We start from the raw sequence: 20,586 nt of genomic DNA on the forward strand, positions 1-20,586 counted from the left end.
CCTAAGAAGATTCTGAAGTATTCTTCAGGAGTCCGCCAGTCTTGGGCTATCGCAAGCTTTGTCTTGTACTCCATCGGAATCAACAGATGGAACAATGGTTTCCTCTGGTGGTACTGCTGGTTCCTATGGTGATGGTTGGGATTCCCAAGGGTTGGAATTCCGTGTATGTCCTTGGTGATTCAGATGAGGTTGAAATTGTTAGATTCATATATAATCAGATCTTAAAGAAAGATGTCTCTTACAATTCAATCGCTCGTGAATTAAACGAGAAAAAAATACCATCATCTCATGGTAATCAGTGGAGAGATGCAACCATTAAAGGCATGTTACGCAATCCGATTTATGCAGGCGCATCATATATTGGTAAATCCGAATCAGGGAAATTCAATCGGGCTAATAATGTCGGCGGATTGAAATATGGTGAAGCAAAAAAGCAAAATCAGACACCTGAATTGATTGTATGGGATCAGTTTGAATCAATCATTAAGAAAAAAGATTGGTTGAAAGTCCAATCAATTATGGCAGCCAGAAAAACAGGACATAAAAAACCAAAATCAACAGGTCGAGAATATCCTTTAACTGGTATCTTGTATTGTGGTGGTTGTGGTCGATCAATGCAGGGTCATACTAACCCTCAATTGCGAGCAGGTAAGCAAGTCAGATATCGTTGCAGTTGTAGACCTGCGGCAACTCCAGAATGTAATGGAGCGGTAAAAGAGCATGAGATATTACCAGTCATCTTGGAAGCAGTTAAGGATAAGCTTGGAGAGTTATCATCACCACAACGAATTAAACAGGTATCTGATACCAAGAAAAAACTTGCATCGATTGAAAAAAAGATATCATCTGTCATGCGAAAAATGAAAATGACTGACGATGATGAAATGTATCTGACTTTACAAGACGACCTTAAACAATTGCGAATTGAGAAAGCATCTGTAACATCGGAAGATATGAAAATGCTTCCAATGGAAGCAGCAGGTGAAATGAAAATAGCAGATGATGTAAAACCTATTACAATCAAGGGGCTTAAAGAGATGTTTATGACATGGTTAGATGATAAGCCCGTTGAAACAACTGTATTCAGACAATCCCTTAAAGAATTGGGCTTAAAGGTTGAGATATTTTTTCAAGACATGGGCGCTGATAAGAAATATGGAAGATGGATTTTAGACCTTGGACGATGTAAATTAGACTTAGGGGTTATCGATAATGAGTGTGGACGGCGTTATAAGCGAGATACAGAAAAAAAGGTTTGTCCTGGTGGCGGTCGATGAAGCTGACGGCTTCTCGTGTAAATGCATCAGTTAGATATGCTGTATCATTGACAGGCTGACCACCTCGTATGAGGGGATTATTAGCGTCGTAATCCGGTTCGTCGTATCCCATGTGAGTGGAATACACGAGGTTCTTAATGAGCCAGCGTCCCCTTTCACCGCCGGGCAGGGATTTGCGCCGCAGCATGGTGGTCACTCCCTGGTACGGCGGGGGAACAAAATAATGACCCTCGTGCATGAAACCGAAAAATTCATCGAAGCCGTGGCGGAACGGATGATAATCGGCGGCCCCTCCCAGATGCCATTTTCCGATCAACCCTGTGGTATATCCCTGGTCGTGGAGTAGTTCTGCTATGGTTTGTTCTCCCGCGGGGAGCCCGGTCCCCGGATCTTCATTGCGGGCTCCAATCGGATTGAACTCGTAACCAAACCGGGTGGGGATTCTTCCGGTGAGAAGTCCCGCCCGGGAAGGGCTGCAATTCGGCGCGGTGACATAAGCCTGTGTAAAACGAATACCATCACGGGCGAGAGAGTCAATATTGGGCGTCGGGATCTGTGGATTTCCCTGGCAGCCCAGCTCCCCATAGCCGAGATCATCCGCCAGTAACACGATGATGTTAGGTTGCTCTGCAGCAGGCAACATATGCAAAGAATAAGTCAGGCAGAAGAAGAGGGCGAGCATTGAGTGTGTTTTTATCATATTTCAGTACAGATTGAAAAATATAAGTGTGGAGGCAGATCGAAAATGAAAGGCTGATCTTCAGATCATCGATTGTAATAGGAGGAAAGAACATTTCCCAACAATTTCATGCAATTCAATCGGGAATGATTTCTGAGGAAGGGGTGTGCTCTGGTCTGGGACTGGAGAGGTCCGGTGCGAGAGCTTATACTGATTTCAGCAAACCTGAAGTTGATGGATCTTACTCTGAAACGAATCAATATTTATTGGAATTGAAATATGTCTTTACTGGGAGCGCACCAGTCGATTGCTGGTGGATATTATAAAGCCGTAGATACCGCCGCTGAGTTTGAAATGGACTGCGTGCAGATCTTCACGAAAAATAATAATCAGTGGCGGGCCAAACCGCTGACGGATAAAGATGTCAAGCTGTTTCGCGAACATCTGGAAGAAACCGGCGTGGGACGCCCTTGTTCTCACATGAGTTACCTGATCAATCTGGCCAGTCCCAAAGAGGAACTCTGGAATAAATCGATTGATGCTGTTGTGGTGGAACTGCAGCGAGCTGAAGCACTGGGACTGGAAGGTGCTGTGATGCATCCAGGCAGCTTTGTGACTTCCAGTGAAGAAGAGGGTCTTGATCGAATCGTGGCCGCCATTGACCGGGTCCACCAGGAGACGGAAGGATTTCAAACGCAAATCTGGCTGGAAACGACAGCCGGCCAGGGATCCAACCTGGGATTTCGCTTTGAACAGCTGGCGTATATGCTGGAACAGGTTCAGGCTGGAGAGCGACTGGGTATTTGTGTGGATACCTGCCATATCTTTGCAGCAGGATATCCCTTGATCAAGAAATCGGAATATAAGACGACCATGTCTGCGCTTGACGAGATCATCGGCTTTGATCGCATCCGCGCCTTCCATTTGAATGACAGTAAATGCGAATTTGGGAGTCGCAAAGACCGCCACGAGAATATCGGTCGCGGGTGCCTGGGACTGGAACCATTTCGCCACCTGTTAAATGATCCTGTATTTCAGAACCGTCCGATGTATCTGGAAACTCCTAAGGATGAGGAAGGGGGAGTGCCTCTGGACCAGATCAATATGCAGACGCTGCGTTCGCTGTGTAAACGCTGATCGATTTCTGAAAAGACTGATAAAATCCGAAATACCCTCTCATGCGATCAAAATCCCCCAGTCGATAAAGGGTAACAGACAATTTGTCGAGTGCTGTTGCGCGCTCGATGAATCAGCTTCCCTGAACCTCAATTCCCGATTGAGGTTACTACCCGCGACCCAGGCAGAAGATCGGTTCCCGTCCAGATCTCTGCATGCAGATGACAGGATTTGTCGTTGTGAAAATCGGCCTGATAAGACGAAATCTGCCAAAGGTATATTTATATCTGGTACTGCTGAGCTGCATCATGGCAGGGTGCCTGGGGCAGTCTGCGGATATGATTTCACAGAAAAATAAGAATGCGACCGGGCCCCTGGTTGCGTCAAAATCCAGCAGCCACTTTAATTATTTTTCTCAAAATGCTGGTAAATCTAAAGAAGAATCTTCGGTTAAGGTTAAGATCAGCGGCACTAACCCGGTTGAAGAATTCCAGGGTTTCCATCAAATTCCATTGAATACTCAGTCCACTCCTGCAGAGCAACAGCAGACGGAACTGACCTCATCAAAACAGCAATTACAGAAACCGGTCAAAAAAACGGCGACCGGAATTTCAGAAAACTGGCGATCAAAATCATTGATTGCGTCTGCGAAACGATATCCTGCTCAGATCGCCAGGAAGTTTGATGCGAACACTGACCGGATCAGACAGGTATCCAGTTCGATCTCCCAGGGAATCTCTACTGGGTTTCAGCATGTCTCTAATGATGTTCCCGCTGATGCTCCTGCGAATGAAGTCGCTGAGCAGGAACGAAGTCAAACGGCCTCTTCCGGAAAAAATGAATCTGAGGATTCCCGTCCCGATCATTCACTCGCGAGTGCCAAGGAAGTTGACCGGTTGCTGGCGGAGGCAAATCAACAGAATTTACGAGCAGAACTGTCAGAATTAGCAAAAGATTTACATCAGGATCGGGATCAGACTGTCCCTGCTTTCGAGGATGTCAATCAGGAAATGCGGAGGCTGCAGATCAATTCCGTAATGGAGCGCGCCCGGCGTGAACTGGCCGGGAAAAACTATGAGTATGCAGAGTTTCTGGCAGCACAGGCACTGGAGTCGAGCTACCGGGGCCATGTTGCTTTTGGACTGGATGAGGAATCTCCTCAAATGCTGCTGGACAAGATCAAGAAGCAGATCAAATCGATACCACCGCCTGAAGTACAACGAGTGCAGCATGCAGAACCGGCGGCTAAATCAAATGGTGGCCAGACAGTTCCCAATTTTCAGTTTACTCCTTCCCGCGTGCATCCCTTAAAACGTCGGGCAGTAGAGCAGCCTGAGAGTCAGGGAATTCAGCCGAAAACCAGGATCGGCGGCAGCGATGAAATGCCTTTAATCGTTCCCCGAAATCTGGGATCACAGCCTCAGAAAATTCAGATTCAACCAGGTCCATCTGCAGACAATCAGAAAACACCCCAATCGAGTGGTATTTCACTCGAACCACCGTCATTTGATACTCCGTCAGAAGCAGAATCCAGTGTGCCAGTGGTAGAGCAAGAAGTGGAAAAGAAAACGACTGCAATGCCCTCTACTCCCGCATTAAAGTTGGAACTGGAGGAAGTTCCCGAAGACCTGCCTGCAAAAATCAGGTTGAGTGGACCTGAAGCGATGACACAGCCACAGGTTATGGAAGAGAAGAAGGCGGCGGGGGCAGGTCCACAGTTGATGTTGCCTAAACTGCCGGCTATGCCTGGAGATTTAACTTCACAAGCGAAACCAGGTCGGGACACTTCTGCTGCCCCAGTCAATTTTCGTCCAAAAAATCAGGGGACTGCTCAGGAAAAGGGACTGGAAAATCTTCAGAAGCAGCGTTCCCAGGGAGAACAGCCTGTCTCTGAAACAGGTCTGACACTGGATGAGATCGAGTGGGATCTCGAAGAACGGAAGAAACCACAAGACGCAACTGGCTGGTGGGGAATTCCCACACTGTTAATGATTGCGGGTGGGGCAATCATTTTATTGCTGCTGTCCATTATTGTTATCTTACTCAAGCGGGGAACCAGCGCCAGCTGAGTTGTCAGGCCTCTGGTGAGCTGCAAATCGTGGCGACCGAGTGTGGTGTGCCTGTGCGTAAGCAGATGGATAGTTCTGGTCTGAAGATGCGTCTGTGTCGGGTTAATTTTCAGGCTTTGTGACAAACTCGCCACCGCTGATGAACATGCCGTTCTCGCAGGGAGTGCACCACATGATTTTAACGCGATATTCGAATTCGCGGGTTTCACTGGCCAGCTTGACATTGACTTCACCAGGATTCAGCATGCCTTTGTGCAGCAGGCCCAGTCCCTGACGGCTGATTTCCCGGGTCATGGCAGAAATCGTATTTCCACGCGCTGTTTTGACTTCGGCTGGCACTGAGAGTTCCAGTCGATCTACATCGCGGATGTTGACGGTATCATGCTTACCAAAGCTTTCCAGGACGTGTTTCAGGTCGTCCATGGTGGGACGGCTCCAGGGGGTTTCTTCCATTGAATCTACTCCGGTGTGAAGTCAATTTTCAAATACTGATCCGTACTCTGATTCGAGTCTGTTACTGAAATATAGAATATAAAAATAATCGAGGACTTCCTTAGTTTCAGAATACCCGCGGCACTCGATCGGGAATTGAGTGGGAGACAAGGTGTGGGGATTCGTCCAGATCCGGCGATTGTGATAGATAATCTCTGACAGTTATAACGTCAGGCGAACTGACAGAAGGGCCGAAACGCTTTTGTATTGTAGTGATTATATGCCCTGTGAAGTTGCGAGTTGTAACAGTCATTCCAAACACAGCACCTGATTCTGCTATAACGTCTGTTGTTTAGAAATTCCGAATGACGCGATATTCATTGGCGGTTCGATATCAGACTGGGATGGTCGCAGTAATAAATAGCTCGCATAAATGTGTTTGTTTTTTGCGTTGCTTTCAGTGATGTAAGAGCGTGCGCTGACTATTGATTACTCTGACATGAGTACTTGAACCGGCTTAAGCAAGAGAAAGCAGATTGATCTCCAAATCTTATGATGATCTCTTCCTTCTATAAAAAATACAGCAGGCAACTAATCTGGGGCGTCTTTTGCACGCTGCCGATTCTGACATTTCTGGCAGAGTTATTGCCTTCAAATAACGATATCGAAACCTGGTTGCCTAAAGACTCCGATGTGCGAATCGTCTATGATCGATTTAAAGCCGAGTTCGGAGCAGAGGAAGTTGTACTCGTTGCAGTACAGGGGGGGCTGGATCAACCCTCACTTGTGGAAGCGACAGCCGGCCGCATCGAGTCTTTACCGACGGTCAGGCAATGCTGGACACCCGAGCGACTTAAATCAATATTACATGAATTCAAAGTAGAACCGGCAGAAATCGACAAACGCCTGAATGGTCTGTTGATGAATTCCGAGAAGAATGTGGCAGGCATTCTGGTGCTGCTTTCTGATACGGGTATCAAAAACCGTGCCGGAACCGTACAGGGAATTCGCGAAAAGCTGGAATATAATCAGTTAACCGGAAATGAAGTTCAACTGGCGGGTGCCCCCGTTGTCATAGCAGAACTGGATCGTCTGGGCAGCCAGAAGAACAACAAAAAGTTCTTTATCATCACGTTACTGATCAGTCTCTGCCTGTTGTATTATTCATTCCGGGAGTGGAAAAAAACACTGGCAACCCTTGGTCTGACCATCTGGGCCATCAATCTCACCACCGCGTTGATTTACCTGGGTGGCGGAGAAATGAACTTCATTCTGGGGGCCCTGTCAGTCATGGTCCTGGTCTTCACCCTGGCCATCTCCATTCATGTTCATCATTATGTTGCCAGCTGTATAAACGAGCCAGATCCCTTATCGGCTGCGTTGAAGATCGCCTGGAAACCCTGCGTGCTGGCTACTCTGACCACAACCATTGGCCTGTTTTCTCTGACCGTCAGTGAAATTGGTCCCGTGATTCAGTTTGGGTATGCGGCTTCAGTCGGGACGTTCGTATCGCTGATTACCGGACTGGGACTGACACCCGCCGTCTTAACACTCTGGCCCATCGATCCGGAAAAGCTTCATTCCGGAAAACAACGCTGGGATTTTCAACGCTGTGCCAACTGGCTGATTGATCATTCCGGACGTGTTTCTATCGCCACGATTGTTCTGGTAATGATTACGGGAGTCGGGCTGTTCAGTCTGCGAACGAAAATCGACCCGCTGGATTTTCTCCCCGTCGAGGGGCGTGTGATTCAGGATGTGCGAGCAGTTCAGGATAATCTGACTGAACTCGATTCCATTGAAGCGATCGTTGACTTTGGTGATGAAGAGATTCCCTTTATCAATAAAGTGGAACGCATCCGCAAGCTGGAAGCAATTATTCAGCAGCATCCGGCGGTCAGGCATACGATGTCACTGGCCAGCTTTTTTCCGAAACAGTTTCCTGAGAGTCCATTTGAGACGGCCCGCCTGTTATCGCACGCCCAGTCAGCTCATGGGGATAACGATTTTACCTCAGATGGCGAACGGCTCTGGCGAATTTCAGCACGCATCAGCAGTGATGCTGATCTGCCACAGGATCAGGTCTATGATGAACTCACAGTGATGATCGATGATCCGAATGTGATTTTGACGGGGGTCGCACCCCTGCTGAGACGGGCACAGAACCAGATCTTTACCGGGTTTTGGGAGAGTTTTTCGATGGCATTTGTCATCATTACCGTGGTAATGATTGTTTCTCTCCGGTCCATTAAAGCCGGGCTCGTGGCGATGGTGCCGAATCTGACACCGATTTGTATCGTGTTTGGTATCCTCGGCTGGTACCAGATTCCCATTGATATTGGCATCATGATGACAGCCAGTATTGCCCTGGGGATCGCCGTTGACGGGACGTTTCATTTTCTTGTACGTTATCAGAGTCAGTACCGTCTGACCCGGAATTCTGCCCAGGCATCGCGGAATTCTCTGCTGATGACCGGCGAACCGATCTTTACGGCAGCCGTTATTACGGGAACAGGTATGCTGGCGCTCACGTTGAGCAATTTTGTCCCCACTGCCCGTTTTGGTTATATGATGACGTCTCTACTCGTAGCGGCACTGGTGGGAGACCTTGTTTTACTGCCCTGCCTCCTGGCTTTACGGCCGGAAAAAACTGAGGGGCAAAATGCTGCTGATCAGGCAGACAGCGAGCAGTCTGCTCAAGACCCGCAGCACGCACCCCATTTCCTCAAACAGCAGCAGCGAGGAACGAAAGATCAGTCTGGGAAAGCAGTTGCGTAATTTATTCCTGCTCCCTGGTACAATTGCCGGGGTATTCTGATGGCTTTTCTGGACCCCTAGATTGATATATGAAGCCAGTTCATTATCATTGAGGCTTCCGACCCGAAACAGGTCCGCTTCTGAAGGTCGGCCGGTCTATTCAATCTCGTTTTTCCTGACCCGATCAACGAAATCATAAAAACAGCACTATAGCAGACTCTCGGTTAATACAACACGACTTACTCTAACTTTCAGCTCACAGTGGAATACAACATGGGATATCATCTGATTACAGGTGCTACAGGATTACTGGGAAGATATTTAATTCGAGATCTGGCGTCTGCAGGAGTGCCACTGGCTGTACTGGTTCGTCCCACACGACGCATGACCGTCGATCAGCGTATCGATATGATCATGGCATTCTGGGACGAGCACCTGGGCCGTGAATTACCTCGTCCGATGGTACTTGAAGGTAATATCAACGAAGAAAATCTCGGATTAAGTGCGGAGCAACTGGCGTGGGCGACAGAGAACATCGATAGCATCATCCATTCGGCTGCCAGCCTTTCTTTTTACAGCACCAGCCACGAAAGTGAGCCCTGGCGTTCGAATGTGGGCGGAGTAAAGAAGGTTCTGGATTTCTGTCAGGCAGCGAATATCAAAAAGTTTTATCATGTCTCCACGGCTTACGTCTGTGGTCTGCGATCCGGCAAAATTATGGAATCGGATGTTGATGTGGGGCAGGAGTCCGGGAATGATTATGAGCGGAGTAAGCTGGAAGCAGAGCTGATGGTGCGGAGTGCAGAGCATATTGAATCTCTGACTGTCTTCAGACCCGCGATTATTATCGGTGATTCCAAGACTGGTTTTACAAATACATTTCATGGATTTTATGCAGCTCTGCAACTGGGGCATACACTGACCCAGATGCAATCTCCTGATGAAACCGGACGCTATTACGCGAAATCCCGTTTCACACTGAATGGAGATGAGTCCAAAAACCTGATTCCCGTAGACTGGGTTTCTGCTGTAATGTCACACATCGTTACCCACCCGAAACATCATGAAAAGACGTATCATCTGACGCCGTTACATCCGGTTCAGTCGCGGCTGGTCCATGATGTTCTGGAAGCGACCTGTAATTTCTACGGGTCTGAGTTTGCCGGTGCGGGAGTTGAACTGAAAGATCCTACGGAAGCCGAACGGCTCTTCTATGATCATATCCGCGTTTATAATTCGTATTGGCGGGATGATCCTGTATTTGACAGCACAAACACTCAAACCGCGGCTCCCCACCTGCCTTGCCCGCACGTGGATCGCGAACTGTTGACACGCCTGTCACAGGCTGCCATCGATATGAACTTCAGCTGGAACGATCGCACGCCTCACCGCTTCGAAGTCAAGTAGCCCAGGGATTATTCATGCGGGGTTTCGGCTTGGGAGGTGGCTCAGGCGGCTTTACTTCTTCCGGCTGAGCTTCCTGGGCCTGTGGCGGAGGAGGCAGAGGTTCGTCTTTCCGCTGAACGACTTTATCCAGAATGCCGTTTACAAACTGAGACGAATGCGCACTTCCGAATTCCCGCGCCAGCTCAACTGCTTCGTCAATGACGACAGCTGGAGGTGTGTCCGTATGCAGCAGTTCGTAGGTCCCCAGCCTCAGAATATTCCGGTCGGTGACAGCCATCCGTTTGAGTGTCCAGTTTTCAGCGACTCTTACGATATGTTCATCCAGCTGCGGTTTAAATTCCATCACCCCGGTAAACAGTTCCCAGGCAAATGTGCGAACCGTTTTGCTACGGCCATGTTCTTCGATCATCTCGCGGATTTCATTAATAGAAACGTCCGGATTCAGATCGATCTGATAGAGCATTTGAACAACTAAGTATCGCGCCTGTTTTCGCAGAGACATGAGAATATCGCTAGTTTAGAAAGAGGATGTTGTAAAATCATGTCGCCGGTGACGACAATAGGTCGTATGCCGTGAGCTTCTTACGCCTGATTCTGATCAATTGATTGTAATAGATTGACCATTTCGATGGCAGCCAGGGCAGCTTCTCCGCCTTTATTGCCCACTTTTCCACCAGCACGATCCATTGCCTGTTCCATGGTTTCGCACGTCAGCACACCAAACAGCACGGGCACTCCGCTTTCCTGGCTGCTCCGCATGATGCCGGCTGCGACCTGATGATTGATATAATCATGGTGCATCGTACTTCCCTGAATCACAGCGCCCAGACAGCAGACCGCCTGGTACTTGCCACTTTTCGCGAGTCGATCAGCAACCAGTGGGAGCTCGAAAGATCCGGGGACCCAGAGCACTGTGATGTTTTCTTCAGAACCGCCGTGTCGACGAAACGTTTCCAAGGCGCCTTCCAGCAGTCTGCGCGTAATCAGTTCATTCCAGCGGGAAACGACAATGGCAAAACTCGCATCACGAACCAGTAAATCGCCTTCAATCAGTGTGTGCTTCATCGAGGTGGTAACTTATCAATTTTCAAAAATGGCCATGGTTAATCAGAACCGGAAGAGTCAGAGATTAAAGCGGGAAAAGGTCTGATTCCCTGGTTCAATTCTGACCGTGATCACGTATTTCTGAGTGTCAGCTGATTTTTTTCGTTACTCAGCTGATCAACCCAGATTCATACTCAATAAAAACTCTTCATTCGTTTTGGAACGACGCATACGGTTGACAAGCAGTTCCATCGCATCTACCGGATTCATATCATTCAGCACTCGCCTGAGAATCCAGACTCTGCGCAGTTCTTCCTCGTCCATCAGCAGTTCTTCGCGGCGTGTTCCCGACTTATTGACATCGATGGCCGGCCAGATACGTTTTTCAACCATTCTGCGGTCCAGATGCAATTCGGTGTTACCGGTTCCTTTGAACTCTTCAAAAATGACTTCGTCCATGCGGCTGCCGGTGTCTACCAGGGCGGTAGCGACAATGGTCAGGCTGCCGCCTTCCTCAACATTCCGGGCAGCACCGAAAAACCGTTTAGGATGCTGTAAAGCATTCGCATCCACACCACCGGAAAGAATTTTTCCGGAGTGAGGGACTTCTGTATTCCAGGCACGCGCCAGGCGGGTAATCGAATCGAGGAAGATGACAACGTCTTCACCATATTCGACCATGCGTTTTGCTTTTTCGATGACCATTTCCGAGACCTGGATGTGGCGGCTCGGAGGTTCATCAAAGGTACTGCTGACAACTTCACAGCGATCACCGCCGACCTGGCGTTCCATATCGGTGACTTCTTCCGGGCGTTCGTCAATCAGCAGAATAAAGACATACGCCTCGGGGTGGCTGGCGAGCACGCATTTTGCCATTTCCTGGAGCATGACCGTTTTACCGGCACGCGGAGGCGAGACGATCAGGCCACGTTGTCCCATGCCCACAGGGGCAATCAGGTCGACGATGCGGGTACTCAGATTCCCTGCGGGAGAAGAGAGCCGGAGTCGTTGTTTGGGATGCAGAGGGGTCAGGTCATCGAAGAAGACTTTCGTCGTCAGGATCTCGGGATCACAACCATTGACGGCTTCGACTCGCAGCAGGGCAAAATAGCGTTCATTTTCTTTTGGCGGACGAATCTGTCCGGCCACGATGGCCCCGGTTCGCAATCCGAATCGTCGAATCTGACTGGGAGAGACGTAAATATCATCGGGGCAGGGCAGATAGTGATAATCGGGGCTGCGCAGGAATCCGAAGCCGTCCGGCAGAATTTCCAGAGTTCCCTCTCCGAACATCAGGCCGTTGACTTTGGTACGCTCTTTCAGAATCTTAAAGATCAGGTCCTGTTTTTTGAGGCCCGTGTATTCTGTGAGATTTTCTTCCTTGGCCAGCTGCATCAGATCTTTCATCGTCAGCTTCTGCAGGTCGGCGATATGAATCTCACTCTGCTTGATCTTCTCGTACCGTTCATCTGCTGCCCTGGTGATGGCAGATTCGCGCTGATGCCGTGTGGCGGGTTTGTCCCGCTTGGAGTCCTGGTCGATCTCGCTGATATTTTTTGAAGCCACTGTTCCGTCATTTTCAGATGTCTGAAGTTTTATGGATTTGGCCATAGTGAATGCTTTCCGAATTACAAAAATTTAGTGAGATGAAGTCGTGTGGAGTTCTGGAGTCTATGCAGATGTGTCGAACGCGAAGATTAATTAACCTCTGGAAAGGTTCTCTGGCTGAAAAGCTTCAGTGGGCCTGTTATGGGATCATCAAAGAAGAGCTTCTTGTTTAAATAATTTTAATGACTGAAGATGCAGAAGAGACACCCTGGGTTAGTCAAAAAATCTGTTAATTTGTAATTTTCTGATTCTGAATTGAATCGATGAATTTCGACAGTTCCAGGCCCGCTGATTCCAGGTCCAGACCATTTTGGATCACACCATCTGCCAGTTTCCGTTTTTCTGAGAGAGGCAGTTGATGGTTCTCCCTTTTCATTAATTCTGCTTCTGACCATCCCCGATTTTGAATGACGCGTTTCTGGCGTTGCTGGAAAGGACAGTCGATATAAACGATTTGGTCACATAAATCTTTCCATCCCGCCTCCACTATGACAGCGGCATCAAGCAGGATCGCATCGACCTGATTGAGAGACCGGGCGGATGCAATTTCCTGTTCCAGCCTGCGATGGATCACGGGGTGGACGATGGATTCAAGTTGTTTTAATGATGTTTGTTGTAATTTTGATTCTCCAAAAACAAGTCTGGCCAGTTCAGATCGATCAACTTTTCCTTGATCATTGAACACGACAGATCCGAACTTCGCTCGAATTTTTTCTTGAATCTCAGGAAAATCAAGTACCTCATGCCCGATTCGATCTGCATCTATGATAATCACAGGTCGAAGCGATTTGACTTTATTGGCAACCGCACTTTTGCCTGATCCGATCCCTCCAATCAGGGCTATCGTGGGAATGAATGTATGACGAGACACAAGATGGTTGTAACAACTTGCAATGGTGGAAAATGGTTTGTTTACACATTCCTTCGCAACAGAAACTTACCACACAGGAGGTTTATGCTTGCTGAATCCCTTAGCAACTGGTAGATGAGACACATAGGCGTGCATTAATATCGTTACCGATAGCGTACAGGTTGTCAACAAAAAAAAGGAAAGATCGCTGTTTTACACTCAAATTTTATATTTCTGGCGGCCAGGTCTGCTGTCCCCGATCTGACCTGCCTGATCGGGGGAGTACCCGAATCAGTTTCTTACTCAAATTCAGTAACTATCTTCAATAACTATCACCGGTGCGGAATCAGCAGATCACTTTGTTCCAGCCAGTTAAGCCCACTTGACATATCCACAATCAAGGGGACATCCAGATCCATTGCGGATTCCATCTCTTCACGCACAATCAGCCCCAGAGAGTCCAGGCTGTCGAGAGGAACTTCGAATACCAGTTCATCGTGGATCTGCATCAGCAGGCGTCCCGTGTGCTGTTCCTGCTTGAGTCGATCGCTGACATTCAGCATTGCCTGCTTAATCAGGTCGGCGGCAGATCCCTGAATGACAGTATTAATCGCGGTCCTTTCCGGCATGTTAAGCTGTTTCTGCACGCCCCCCCGGACTCCCTGGATTTCTCGTTTTCTACCACAAATTGTAGTAACGAATTTCTGTGTAGCACAATCTTCTAGGATTTGATCCAGAAATTCTCTGACACCCTGGTATCTGGCAAAATAGTCATCGATAAATCCAGCCGCCTCTGATTGAGGGATACCGATGGCTTCTGACAGACCAAAGGGACTCTGACCATAAATAACACCGAAGTTGACTGCTTTTGCAGTACGACGCATGTCACTGTCAACCTGTTCGTGGGGAACCCGAAAAATATCAGAGGCGACAGCGGTGTGAATGTCAGCACCTTCGCGAAAGGCCTGGCTCAGTGCGACATCTTGACTCAGGTGTGCCAGGATCCGGAGCTCAATCTGTGAGTAATCGGCACAGAGCAGCCGCCAGTTCTCATCCTGAGGAATAAACGCTTTGCGAATCAGCCGACCTTCTTCGGTACGGACAGGTATGTTCTGCAGATTGGGATCACTCGAACTCAGTCTGCCCGTGGCGGCGACAACCTGGTTAAAGCTGGCATGAATCCTTCCTGTCTCCGGATTCACAAGATCGGGTAACGCGTCGAGGTAGGTACTCTTCAGTTTGGAGAGATGTCGATGCTCCGTGATTTTGGCAGGCAGGGCATGCAATGGTGCGAGCTTTTCCAGTACACTCTGGTCGGTGCTGGGGCCCGTTTTTGTTTTTTTGAAAACGGGCAGATTCAGTTCATCGAATAAGACCGTCCGGAGCTGAAGGGGAGAGGCGATATTGAATTCATGCCCCGCCATTTCGTGGATTTCGCTGATCAGGGTGATGAGCCGTTTCTCAAGCTCCAGACTCTGTTTCTTCAGCTCAGCGGTATCAACTTTAATTCCGGTAAATTCCATTTCAGCCAGAATGGAGATCAAGGGGCGTTCCAAATCCCAGTAGAGTTCCCAGAGTCCAGCGTGTTTGAGTTCCTCCTGCAGGATTCTGGAAAGCTGCCAGGCGATTTCCGCATCTTCGACAGCGTATTCCGCGACTTTATCGACGTCGACTTCAAACATTTTCTTCTGCTGTTTCCCGGAGCCGATCAGATCGGAAATGGGAATCATGGTATGATTCAGATACCGTTCTGAGAGTTTGTCGAGACTGTGTCCCCGTTCGCCGGCACTGATCAGGTAGCTGGCAACCATGGGGTCAATGCTGACTCCCTGCAGGAACACGCCCACCCGCATCAACACGACCATATCATATTTAATGTTCTGATTGGTGATCAGGATCTCGGGGTCTTCCAAGATCGGTTTCAGGTGTTCCAGCACATATTGAGGATCCAGGGCCGTCTGCCCGGAAGGGCCTTCAACCGGAATGTAGAATCCGCGATGTTTTTCCCAGCTGATCGCCCAGCCCACTATTTCTGCCTCTGCCGGCTTCAAGCCGGTGGTCTCCAGGTCGACACAGAATTCTTCCTGTTCTTTGAGGAGAGCCAGGAATGTTTCGAATGCTGATCTGGTATCGATGGTTTCACGGACCCGTTCGACTGGTTCTGAAGCAGCTTCGGTTGGAAACTCTTCCTTCATTTCCTCTGCGAAGCGGCGAAATCCAAATTCGAGGAACAACTGGTGCAACCGTTCGCGGTCGGGGTGAGTCAACCGGGAGGCTTCCCAGTCGATGTCGAGGTCCAGTGCCTGATTCAGCGTCACCAGTTCTCGCGACATACGGGCCTGGTCAGCGAATTCTTTCAGGTTTTGCTGTAGTTTCGGGCCTTTGGCTTTGTCAGCATTGGCCAGAACTCCTTCCAGCGTTCCAAACTGCTCGATCAGAGTTTGTGCCTTTTTAGGGCCGACCAGCGGTACGCCGGGGATATTATCGACACTGTCGCCGACCAGAGACTGAAAATCGATCACCTGGTCAGGTCGGATGCCCCAGTCGGTCTGAACGGCTTCCGCATCCATGAACTGATTTTTGCGAATATTATACAGCCGAATGGCATCATTGATGAGTTGTCTGGCATCTTTGTCATTCGTGACGATCGTGGTTTCGATCCCTTTTTCGTTTGCCAGCCGGGCAATCGTGGCGAAGACGTCGTCGGCTTCCCAGCCGGGACATTCGATGACAGGGACCTGAAATCCTTTGACGACATCCATAATGTGCGGGATCTGCGGAACCAGATCCTCAGGCATCGCGGAGCGATTCGCCTTGTATTCCGGATAGAGGTCATTCCGCGTCCCCGGGCCACTTGAGTCCATGGCAAAGATTAAATAGTCGGGTGAGTGTGTTTTGATGATGTTCAGGATATCACGGGTGATGCCGAATATGGCATTGGTGGGCTGGCCCGTGGGGCCGGTCATAGCCGGCACAGCATGAAAAACCTGAAATACCAGAGAAAACGTATCAATGATGTAAAGTGTTTCTTTCATAAAGATTTAGCTTTACCTGAAATTTTAAAATGAGATTGCCGAAACTGGAAACAGGCAGATGTTAATTCTGCGGTGAGAAGCAGTCGGAAAACTGAAGTTCCGTTTTTCCGATCTGTCTCGTTCATTATTGGTGAGAGTGGCTTTGATCGCCATCAACAGACCAGCTGAAGTCAAAACTCGATGAAATCTTTTCGTCAGAATGTCCCGTAACGTCGGGTTACTGTTGTTTTGTGTAGTTTTTCAACGAGTTCAAGCGGGAGAAGAGGGGGAGAACCAATTGTCAGCAAACTACATAGAATCAGAATGCTGCTTGACACTGGTTTTTCTGCATTTAAAATAAAGTAAAGCAGGATGCTGGTCTTTTGAGTTTTCAGAATCGAATCTACATGGCTCACTGAGGCTCCTCAGAGCCGATGCGAAATCATGGCTGAAAACGGTATTACACTTCAATATACGAGCTGTCATTGTGCTGAGCTGCACGCGACAGTCACTTGAAAATCCATAAGGTTTAAAAACATGGCTGCCAGTAAACCAACTGCCGTTCACTTTTCATTGATCTTTTTTGTGATGACTACCCTGATTGGTGGTGTTGCTGCTTATCTGGGTTATTCAGACCTGGCAGAAGCAAATGTCAAACTGGATCAGGCTCAGAAAGATTCCCAGCGCGATGGCGTCGCTGTTCGCAAGCTGGATGAAGAGATCCAGGCTTTGAAAAAGCTGATCGGTAACGAGCAGGAAGAAGTGGGCCTGGATAATAAGACCCCTAACACGGTGATCGGCGCTACCGAACTGGATATTAAGACGCATGCCGATGTGTTGGCAGAGCCCACAATCAAAAATACACTGATTAAACTCTCCGCCCAACTGAACCAGACCAAAACGGAACTGGCAGCAGAGCAGAAAGCCAAGAATGATCTGGAAGCTGCGTTGCAGCAGCTCAAGAGCAATATGGATAAAAAGGTTGACGAGCATCGCAAGGCCCGGGACAGCTCTGAAAAGGACTTGGCTGATACGCAGAAGGTCAAAGAAGAAGAAGTCGGTGCCAAAGATCAGCAGATCGCTGCCCTGCAGAAAGAGAATGAAGAAATTCTGATCGAGCTGGACCAGTTGCGTGAAACAAACGCCAAAACCATTAAGGATCTGGAAAACAAGAATAATACCTATGCTAGCCTGATTGATACGCTCCGCAGCCGACTGGATCAGGTTCAGAAATACAGTTTTGAAGTTCCCGATGGCGTCGTTCGTACTGTCGATAACAGTACCGGAGTTGTCTGGATCAATCTGGGAGAAGCAGATCGACTCCCCAAGCGGATGACTTTCAGCGTTTATCGGAAAGCACACCAGGGGATCGGCCGCGGTGAAGAAGATATTATTGGTGCTATCGAAGTGACCAAAATTCTGGGCCCCCACCTGTCTGAAGCCCGGATTGTAGGAGATGACATTTATCAGCCGATCAGCCCTGGCGATCCTATTTATACACCACTTTGGGGTGTGGGACGTCCCGAAACCTTTGCCATTTCTGGGATCATCGACCTGGACGGCGATGGAAAATCGGATATGGACCTGTTGACGCGTATCATTGAGAATGCAAACGCGAAGATCGATAATCAGGTCACTGAAAACGGAGAACGTATTGGTGATGGTCTGACCGTGCATACGAAATTCCTGGTGATCGGTGAATCGCCAGATGTCGAAGCTGCTAAAACTGACGAGCAGCGCGATAAAATGCAGGAACTGCTGGCCAAGATGAAAGAAATCCGTGAAGAAGCCCGTCTGAAAGCCGTGCGTGTCATTGGAATCAACGACTTCCTGAGTTATATCGGTTACAAGCCACAGCGACGGTTGTTTGTGCCTGGTTCCGGAGTGAAATCTCCCATTAAGCAGGGAGCGAAAGTGACCGGTGTGAATGACGTTTCCACGGGAACTGTTTCAGGAGCCTATACCAGAGGTAAAGGTCTAAAGCAACAGACCTCTTCTGGTCAGACATCCAAAGTATTTGGAACCAGTAATTAAATCTGTCCCGCACAGATTGGAAGTCAATTAAAAAACCGCGGTTGCCTGATAGCAACCGCGGTTTTTTTGTCGCTGTTTTTCCTGACTCTCAGACTGCAGTCAGCCTAAGCTTTCTGCTGTCTGGGTTTACCCTTTGATTTGAAACGCTTGCGTTTCGGGGCACCCGCTTCTGTTTGATCAAGTCGGGAGATACGTAACTGTTGTCCGGAGACCCAGACATTTTTCAATGCCCTGAATATATCGCGGGGCATACCTTCCGGAAGATCAACCGTACTGTACTCATCGAAAATATCGATACGCCCAATGTACTGACTGTCCAGGTTGGCTTCATTCGCAATGGCACCCACGATATTACCCGGTTTTACCCCGTGGCTACGGCCGACTTGAACGCGGAAGCGTTCCATACCTTCTTCGGGTGTTTCGCTGGTAGCCCGTTCCCGCTTGGGAGCAAATACTTTCTCTTTATCCTTCGTGAATTCTTTGTTTTTGAATTCTTTGTCCTTTGAGAAACGGCGTTCTGACTGGAACTGAGGTTTTCCGGAACTGTCCGGTTGTCGTTGAGGTGCTTCCCGGTGGGATTGTTCGCTTTGGGGTGTCTCTTTGAGGAAGAGAGGGCGTTTCCCTTGGAACATACAGGCCAAGGCGGCAGCGATATCAATCTCAGAACGCTCAGATTCTGCTTTGAATTCACTCAGCATTTTCTGGAACTGTGCGAAGTCAGGGCTGTCCATGGCTTTCGTAACAGATTCTTTAAAACGCTCCGTACGTCGCTGATTGATTTGATTGATGGAAGGCAGTTCCATCCGTTCAATTTTGAGTTTGATCGCCCGTTCGATACCAGACAGGGAACGCTGCTCACGTGGAGAGACGAACATAATGGCTTCACCTGTTCGGCCTGCACGTCCCGTGCGCCCGATTCGGTGTACATAGGATTCGGAGTCGCCTGGGAGATCGTAGTTGATCACATGGCTGATGCGATCCACGTCCAGTCCTCTAGCCGCGACATCTGTCGCAATGACGATATTGACGTGACCGGCCTTTAACCGTCCCACGGTGCGCTCACGTTGTTTCTGCGGGATATCACCATTCAGGGGAGCCGCCAGAAAACCGCGTGCTTCGAGTTTTTCCGAGAGTTCTGTTGTGATGCTTTTGGTACGTACGAAGATGATGACACCATCGGTTTCTTCTGCTTCCAGAATCCGGGTCAGGGCATCCAGTTTATGGTGACCTTTAGCCAGCCAGTACCGCTGTCGGATGGTGTCAGCAGTCCGGGTTTTGTCTTTGACGGTAATTTCCTGGGGTGATTCCAGGTAATTGCCGGCAATCCGCCGAATAGCTTCAGGCATCGTGGCTGAAAACAGTGCTGTCTGGTGGTTGTCGGGGGTCTGCTCCAGGATCCATTCGACATCGTCGATGAAGCCCATTCGCAGCATTTCGTCGGCTTCATCCAGAACCAGACAACGCAGGTTATCGAGTTTCAGGGTGCCTCGACGCATATGATCCATAACGCGGCCGGGGGTCCCGACAACGACATGGACGCCTCGTTTTAGTGGCTGCAACTGTCCTTTGAAATCAGCGCCACCATAGATGGGCAGAACCTGTAAGCCATTCAGTTTTGAACCGTATTCTTTGAACGATTCGCCAACCTGAATGGCCAGTTCCCGGGTGGGAGCCAGAACCAGAACCTGTGGGGCTTTGAGTTCCAGATCGATTTTTGAAAGCAAAGGCAGGGCAAATGCGGCTGTTTTACCCGTTCCGGTCTGAGCCTGTCCGACCAGGTCCCTGCCTTCCAGCAGATGAGGAATCGTCTGAGACTGAATGGGCGTGGGTGTGTGGTATCCAAGTTCGATCAGCGCGTCCAGGACGGGCTGGCAGAGTGCTAAATCCGTAAATTTTGCCTGCGAAGAGACATCCGTTAACATACATCAACCTTTCGACGAACCTTCAGCCGGTATGGCTGTACGTACACGTCGTGTAAAAGACAAAAATGGGTCGTGCAAATAATTAGAAACAGGTGAGAGTCGGCCATTCCGGACTCAGGGTTCATTTTCAGGAACAAGGCCTGAAAAGAGTTCTCCTTGAAGCTCTGCTTCGTATCACCCTATTGCTACTGTTTGAGAGCGGAAACCATACAGGGTTCGGCAAATGTAGCTTTAACAACACGATAAAGTTCAGCAAACAGCTGGTTCTTTACTAAGAGATTCTGGAGATCAGCCGTAAAGTGGTCAGGTTGTTTCTTACAGGCACCTGACATTTAGGGCTACTCAACGCGGGGATTATATCACTGGCGCGTTTTAAT

The 20,586-nt window shown here is 48.9% G+C and carries 14 protein-coding genes; 6 read left to right on the plus strand and 8 right to left on the minus strand.

Annotated features, from left to right (window positions below; all coding sequences use genetic code 11):
- Positions 1-86: 86 nt before the first annotated feature.
- Positions 87-1,277: a recombinase family protein gene (locus AACZ40_RS14580; protein ID WP_291171533.1), complete on the plus strand. Its 1,191-nt coding sequence runs from the start codon at positions 87-89 to the stop codon at positions 1,275-1,277.
- Here the strand turns inward: AACZ40_RS14580 and AACZ40_RS14585 are convergent.
- Positions 1,204-1,959 carry a sulfatase-like hydrolase/transferase gene (locus AACZ40_RS14585; RefSeq protein WP_291171535.1) on the minus strand — a complete coding sequence of 252 codons (756 nt, stop codon included), beginning with the start codon at positions 1,957-1,959 and terminating at the stop codon, positions 1,204-1,206. The two genes, AACZ40_RS14580 and AACZ40_RS14585, sit on opposite strands and share 74 nt — an antisense overlap.
- 276 nt (positions 1,960-2,235) lie before the next feature.
- Here AACZ40_RS14585 and AACZ40_RS14590 point away from each other — a divergent pair, with 276 nt between their 5' ends.
- Both AACZ40_RS14590 and AACZ40_RS14595 read left to right on the plus strand, forming a co-directional pair.
- Positions 2,236-3,093: a deoxyribonuclease IV gene (locus AACZ40_RS14590; RefSeq protein ID WP_291171538.1), complete on the plus strand. Its 858-nt coding sequence runs from the start codon at positions 2,236-2,238 to the stop codon at positions 3,091-3,093.
- Positions 3,094-3,380: 287 nt separating this feature from the next.
- Positions 3,381-5,141 (plus strand): hypothetical protein, encoded by a 1,761-nt coding sequence (locus AACZ40_RS14595; RefSeq protein WP_291171541.1) that lies wholly within the window; start codon positions 3,381-3,383, stop codon positions 5,139-5,141.
- 102 nt (positions 5,142-5,243) lie between these two features.
- Here the strand turns inward: AACZ40_RS14595 and AACZ40_RS14600 are convergent, their stop codons facing one another.
- Entirely contained in the window at positions 5,244-5,594 is a 351-nt protein-coding gene (locus AACZ40_RS14600; RefSeq protein ID WP_291171544.1) for a PilZ domain-containing protein, read from the minus strand.
- A 531-nt stretch (positions 5,595-6,125) separates the two neighbouring features.
- Between AACZ40_RS14600 and AACZ40_RS14605 the strand changes: the two genes are divergently transcribed.
- Together AACZ40_RS14605 and AACZ40_RS14610 are read left to right on the plus strand one after the other, a co-directional pair.
- Positions 6,126-8,351 carry an MMPL family transporter gene (locus AACZ40_RS14605; RefSeq protein WP_291171547.1) on the plus strand — a complete coding sequence of 742 codons (2,226 nt, stop codon included), beginning with the start codon at positions 6,126-6,128 and terminating at the stop codon, positions 8,349-8,351.
- 252 nt (positions 8,352-8,603) lie between these two features.
- Complete coding sequence (locus AACZ40_RS14610) at positions 8,604-9,737, plus strand: SDR family oxidoreductase (RefSeq protein ID WP_291171550.1); 1,134 nt, start codon at positions 8,604-8,606, stop codon at positions 9,735-9,737.
- On the opposite strand, the gene nusB is transcribed toward AACZ40_RS14610, so the two are convergent.
- The 5 genes from nusB to polA form a co-directional block, all read right to left on the minus strand.
- Positions 9,730-10,239 (minus strand): transcription antitermination factor NusB, encoded by a 510-nt coding sequence (gene nusB, locus AACZ40_RS14615; RefSeq protein WP_291171553.1) that lies wholly within the window; start codon positions 10,237-10,239, stop codon positions 9,730-9,732. The genes AACZ40_RS14610 and nusB overlap by 8 nt on opposite strands.
- A gap of 80 nt (positions 10,240-10,319) precedes the next feature.
- Positions 10,320-10,802 (minus strand): 6,7-dimethyl-8-ribityllumazine synthase, encoded by a 483-nt coding sequence (ribE, locus tag AACZ40_RS14620; RefSeq protein ID WP_154933933.1) that lies wholly within the window; start codon positions 10,800-10,802, stop codon positions 10,320-10,322.
- A gap of 156 nt (positions 10,803-10,958) precedes the next feature.
- On the minus strand, positions 10,959-12,392 hold the full coding sequence (gene rho / locus AACZ40_RS14625) for a transcription termination factor Rho (RefSeq protein WP_339674810.1): 1,434 nt from the start codon (positions 12,390-12,392) through the stop codon (positions 10,959-10,961).
- A gap of 226 nt (positions 12,393-12,618) precedes the next feature.
- Positions 12,619-13,260, minus strand: coding sequence for a dephospho-CoA kinase (gene coaE, locus AACZ40_RS14630; protein WP_291171558.1), 642 nt, complete (start codon positions 13,258-13,260; stop codon positions 12,619-12,621).
- A gap of 311 nt (positions 13,261-13,571) precedes the next feature.
- A complete protein-coding gene (polA, locus tag AACZ40_RS14635; protein WP_291171561.1) occupies positions 13,572-16,274 on the minus strand; it encodes a DNA polymerase I in 2,703 nt (900 codons plus the stop codon).
- Positions 16,275-16,790: 516 nt separating this feature from the next.
- On the opposite strand from polA, the gene AACZ40_RS14640 reads away from it, so the two are divergent.
- Positions 16,791-18,287, plus strand: coding sequence for a hypothetical protein (locus AACZ40_RS14640; RefSeq protein WP_291171563.1), 1,497 nt, complete (start codon positions 16,791-16,793; stop codon positions 18,285-18,287).
- A gap of 104 nt (positions 18,288-18,391) precedes the next feature.
- On the opposite strand, the gene AACZ40_RS14645 is transcribed toward AACZ40_RS14640, so the two are convergent.
- On the minus strand, positions 18,392-20,209 hold the full coding sequence (locus AACZ40_RS14645) for a DEAD/DEAH box helicase (protein ID WP_291171566.1): 1,818 nt from the start codon (positions 20,207-20,209) through the stop codon (positions 18,392-18,394).
- Between the last annotated feature and the right edge of the window lie 377 nt (positions 20,210-20,586).

It is taken from the genome of uncultured Gimesia sp., assembly GCF_963972345.1.
Lineage (GTDB): Bacteria > Planctomycetota > Planctomycetia > Planctomycetales > Planctomycetaceae > Gimesia.